5 protein-coding genes are annotated in these 5208 nt (G+C 40.2%); 4 read left to right on the top strand and 1 reads right to left on the bottom strand.

Annotated features, from left to right (window positions below; translation table 11 throughout):
- Positions 1-103 precede the first annotated feature (103 nt).
- Positions 104-1294, bottom strand: a complete 1191-nt coding sequence (locus AB4135_RS20870) for an alginate export family protein (protein WP_371995350.1) — start codon at positions 1292-1294, stop codon at positions 104-106.
- Between the two features lie 556 nt (positions 1295-1850).
- Here AB4135_RS20870 and AB4135_RS20865 point away from each other — a divergent pair.
- The 4 genes from AB4135_RS20865 to AB4135_RS20850 all read left to right on the top strand — a co-directional run bounded on the left by AB4135_RS20865 (position 1851) and on the right by AB4135_RS20850 (position 4831).
- Positions 1851-2090: a YdcH family protein gene (locus AB4135_RS20865; RefSeq protein WP_371995349.1), complete on the top strand. Its 240-nt coding sequence runs from the start codon at positions 1851-1853 to the stop codon at positions 2088-2090.
- Positions 2091-2270: 180 nt separating this feature from the next.
- The gene (locus AB4135_RS20860) at positions 2271-3161 is read left to right on the top strand and encodes a prohibitin family protein (RefSeq protein ID WP_371995348.1); all 891 of its coding nucleotides are present in this window, start codon (positions 2271-2273) and stop codon (positions 3159-3161) included.
- Between the two features lie 654 nt (positions 3162-3815).
- Positions 3816-4106, top strand: coding sequence for a putative quinol monooxygenase (locus AB4135_RS20855; RefSeq protein ID WP_371995347.1), 291 nt, complete (start codon positions 3816-3818; stop codon positions 4104-4106).
- A gap of 68 nt (positions 4107-4174) precedes the next feature.
- A complete protein-coding gene (locus AB4135_RS20850) occupies positions 4175-4831 on the top strand; it encodes a nitroreductase family protein (protein WP_371995346.1) in 657 nt (218 codons plus the stop codon).
- The last annotated feature ends 377 nt before the right edge of the window (positions 4832-5208 follow it).

Genomic DNA, 5208 nt, shown 5'->3' with positions numbered 1-5208 from the left:
CTTTAATGGAATTGGTATTATTCCTGCTTGGAAGGGAGCGTTTGCAGCAAACGAGTAGCCTAATAAAAACCTAGATACTCGTTGCTGAAATAACTAAAAATTTTTAATATTTTGCTTGGAAAGTTAACCAAAGCTTATCGGTATCATTTGAGAAGCTATAACCCTCATCTGCGCCGCTAAAGCTAGCGTATTTAACGCCTAGGCTATAGTGCTTAGCAAATGGGTAGGTCGCGGCAACGCCCCACTCTTTACCCATATCGATGTCGCCAAAATCAGAATCAAACTTATGATATTTAGCCAGTAACTTTAAGCCTGCTACCTTAGCAGTCAAAATAACATGGGCGTCAACAAGACCATTTTCCCAGTTACCTTTACCACCGAATAGGAACTTATCAGTCCAGCCGTTGAAAGCGTGTAGTGTTGCTAGTGGAGTGATAAAACCAGCTTTACCATCGTCAGAACCAAGTACTTCGTAACCCGCTTTGAAGCCAAAGGCATCAAGATTAATACCAGCGCCTAACTTGTAGTAGCTTGCACTGTAGCTAACTGGGTTATCGCCCGCTTCAGATTGCTGGGCAAACTCCGCTTCGTAGCTCAATTTAAGTGCATCTAATTTGATATCACCCGTAGCACGAACACCATAAGTGTCGGTAGAGAACGCAGCGACATCTTGGTTATCAATTAGGTAACCGTAACCAGTGATCTTAGCGAAATCTAAACCTGAATAGTTAATGTTGACTAGATTAGTTTCGTTTTCATGCTCTTCTTTACCTGAACCTTCTGGGAAGATACGGTTAACAGTAGCAACGTAAGCATAATATGCAGTCAAGCCTTCGATGGCGGTGTTCTTTAGCGAAAATGCATCATAAGTTTGCTCATTCTGACGGAATCCTACACCACCAACAAAACGTTGGTTATCAAGCAAAATGCGTTGACGACCAAATTTAGCCAATGTTTCAGCAGGCCCTTTATAACCAATAAAACCTTGGTTAATTTGGGTATACGCATAGTCAGCAATTAGCGGCTCGTTATCTGTTGAGCGAACGTCATCAATTTCCGCTACAGCAAACAAGTTATAGAGATCACCAGTTTGGTAATTTAGTCGTGTACGTAAAGTCGTTTGGTTTTCTTGATCAACATTGGCAACATCAACATCTTCATAGCGAAGACGGAATTGTACTTTAACTTTTGAGTCATCAATGAATGCTTTCTTAAGCGGGTCAACGGTGTCGGCAGCGACAGCGGTAGAAGCTAAACTTGCAAGTACGGCTAACGTTAGGGCATGGACTTTCATTTATTGTAATCCTTTTGTTTCATCATTCTCACAAAAGGTTATAAAGCTGAAAACGGTTTGAAAAATTGATCTGGAGCAATGTTACCAAATGATTACAGTATTGTGTTGATAACTGTGAGCAAGATCATTACCAGATACTAATTTAGAGGTACCTATAAATAGGTATTTATTTAATTTTTCTTAAATTTGTATTTCTAATTCAGATTATTATAAAGCAGATATAAAACAGTTTTGCACTAAAAAATACGCCCGTAAATACGCCAAAATGAAGAGGGATCCGACACATTACTACCTTCTTTATTATATTTCAGGCAGCTATCAATGACCCAATTACCATTATCCTTTCGCTAAGATGCTTTGCAACACCACTCTATGCAACCCATGTTCAGGATAAAATAGCTCTTACCAGGTTCAGCCAACATGATAAATAGATTCATCCTAACCCGGTACTGTTTTGTATATATGTGCCCTGATCTATTTGCTTGAAATTCATCCTAGTATTAGCTTTAATTAAGCCGTTAAATCGTATTTATAATATCTAATTAAAGGGGTTTTTATGTTAGGCGAAGATCATTCTCTGCTCCATGAGTTTCCTGAGTACCAAGCTACCATAACCAAGCTTTGTCAAAGTGATAGCGCATTTACAAAAGATGCTAAACACTACGATGCACTAGATAAAGAGATCCGCGAGTTAGAACTCAATGGTGCCCCGATAGATGATGAAGCGATGCATCAACTCAAGCATGATCGTGCAGAGCTTAAAGATGCGCTCTATAAACAATTATTAAGTCAGTGAGACTAAATCGATACCCACCTTGTAATCAAGGCTGATAATCAAGGCTAAACCTTAGTGTTTAGCCTTTTTTGCGGGAAACCGCTAACCAACCAACATTTTCACAACCAATTAAACACAAATGTTTCACCCAAATACATAACCTGTTATCTTTGCCGCGCATATTTAGAAAGGATACCAAACATGTCGCTGCAAAAATCATCACCACTTTCATTTTTAAAAAAGTTATCAATGGCAAAAATTCTGCCAATACTGCTCGTTATCATAGCTTTATTTAACTCTTACTTTATTGTTATCGAGGGTCATGTTGGCGTAGTAAAACGCTTTGGCGAAGCCAAAGGTCAACAAAACCCAGGTTTACACTTTAAAATTCCATTTATCGAAACCGTTGAGTTAATCGAAGTTCGTACCCGTAAGAATGCAGAGAAAATGGCATCAAGCACCAAAGAACAGATGCCGGTCACTATTGAAGTATCAGTCAACTGGACCGTCAACAAAGAAGCCGCGTTAGATCTGTTTAAACGTTATGGTGGTCTAACTCAGTTTGAACAACGCATTCTCGACCCACGTTTTCGTTCTGCTACAAAAGATACCATTCCTCAGTTTGAAGCCGAGCAGCTTATCCAAGACCGAGCCAGTGCAATTCAAGGCATTGAGCGTCGCTTAGCTGAAGAGATGGAAGGTTTTCCTGTCGTGGTTGATAATATTCAGATTGAGAACATTGCGCTTCCACAGAAGTACATCAACTCGATTGAGATAAAGCAAACAGAGAAAAACTTGGCCGCTGCAGAAGAGCACAAACTTGAGCGTCAACGCTTAGAGGCACTTCGCGCAGTAAACACTGCCGATGCAGAAGCTAAAGGGATCCTTAAAATTGCAGAGGCTGAAGCACAATCAATACTGCTAAAAGGTAAAGCTGAGGCACAAGCGATTGAAGCAAAAGCTAAAGCACTTAAGAGCAACCCACTCATTGTAAAGCTAACCGAAGCACAAGCGTGGGATGGTAAACTACCAAGCACCATGATGGGTGACGGTGTCATGCCGATTATGGACATAAGAGACGATAGTAAGTAAAGCGAATCAGCATCAACTCTACTTAACGTACAACGGAGCCTAGTGGCTCCGTTTTTGTTTCAAATATGCAATCAATTGCAAACCAGTCAACTAGCCCCACTACCAGCCAACTTCGTTTAACAGCAATTTCAAGAAAACTGACGCTGCACCAATCCCCCCTCAACTAACGCTCCTCAGTGGGCTAATGATATTCATTGCAGATATACCCGTGTTAGCTGAAGATGCAGGATTCACAAGGAGTTTAATGGAGGATAGCGACAATATTAACAAGCTAAAAAGAAACCCTTGGCCAATTATCCTATACAAAAAAGCCACAGCACTGGACGCTACAGAGAGTACTTATAAGCTATGGAGCAAATTTCAATAGTTCGGGCTAAGCTTATTTACCTAGTAAATGAACTCTTAAAGCGATAGCAAACGCTATCATTTAGGTAATGCCGTGATTGGTGTGAATAATAACTGCAATATCATTGAGATTAAGCTTTTTACAGTAGTAACTAACATCACAGCCACTCACCATTATCAACTTTTGATTGATAATAATTCAAAAATTAAGCTGTTTTTGTTTTGAATGCTAAGCGCTAATATGCACCCCATAGTCGAGCACGTAGCGTATACGATGCCGAGATTAGATTTGAATAACTGGAGTTAAATATGACCAAGCTCACCGTTGTAGCGAATATAGTCGCCAATAAAGACAGTATTGATTTCGTCAAAGCAGAGTTAATCAAGCTTATTGAGGTGACTCGTGCAGAAGCGGGTTGCATTAACTATGACCTGCACCAAGATAATGAAAATCCAGCTCACTTCGTATTTTATGAAAACTGGCAAAGCCGTGAACATCTTCAGACTCACCTGGCTAATAGCCATATAGCAGATTACGTTGCAGCCACCGAAGGTCGAGTGCAACTGTTTACGATCAATGAAATGACACACATTGGCTAATACACTTATTTATACCAATTCCCCTATTTTTAATGCTGCTAAATCACTAGCATCATAAGGAAACAAACATGACACACCCAATTATTACTGATTTAGAGAACCGTTACACAGCAAAGAGATATGACGCATCAAAACGCGTTCCTCAGGCCGAACTTGATGTAATTTATGAGGCTATGCGTTTATCAGCTTCATCAATTAACTCTCAGCCTTGGAAGTTTATTGTGATTGAGAGCGATGCAGCTAAGCAACGTATGCACGACACATTTGCTAATAAATTCCAGTTTAATCAGCCGCACGTGAAATCAGCATCACACATTATTTTGTTTGCTCACAACCCACATTACACCCGCGACGATTACGCTAAAGTGGTTGATAAAGGTATTGAAGACGGTCGTACGAAACCTGAAGAGAGAGAGCAAGCTTTTGGTGGCTTTGCTTTTGTCGATCTCAACACCGATGACAAGGGAAATAACGCGAGCTGGACTAAGTCACAAACATACTTATCACTCGGAAATACTTTGCATGTGCTAGCTCGCCTTGGTATCGACTCAACCACGATGGAAGGTGTCGACAGCGAGCTGATTGGCGAAATATTTAAAGATGAATTAGGCGGTTATGTCTGTGAAGTGGCACTAGCTATTGGATATCACCACGGTGATGAAGACTACAATGCAGCACTGCCAAAATCACGCTTGAGCGCTGAAGCTGTTATGACTGTTATTTAACCGCCATTATCCATAGCGATATAGCAGCATAATGCCGTACATACTTAATCGTATCTACGGCATTTTTTATAAAACTACGGCTCATTCAATATCATAATTGTTCACTGCTCATCCAATTCTTATCCTAAAGCCTTCACAGCGCAAAATTTGACAAGTTAACGCCAAACTCTTGATTGAATAAAGTTAGCTTTGTGTTATACCAATCAGTATAAGAAGTTAATCTACTCAGAGCGTTTTTGGCACGCTAATTCAAGGCAGTCAATCCAAAGTGAGTAATGACATAATGGTTATTCCCTTATGAGTTTATTTAACACAGAAGTAGCAAGCCAAAAACACTCCTTACAGGCGAGTTCTAGTGGCTCTGATGCTGCGTTAAT

This window comes from Shewanella sp. 10N.286.54.B9, assembly GCF_041468565.1.
GTDB lineage: Bacteria > Pseudomonadota > Gammaproteobacteria > Enterobacterales > Shewanellaceae > Shewanella.
This window is presented reverse-complemented; position numbering and strand designations above follow the sequence as displayed.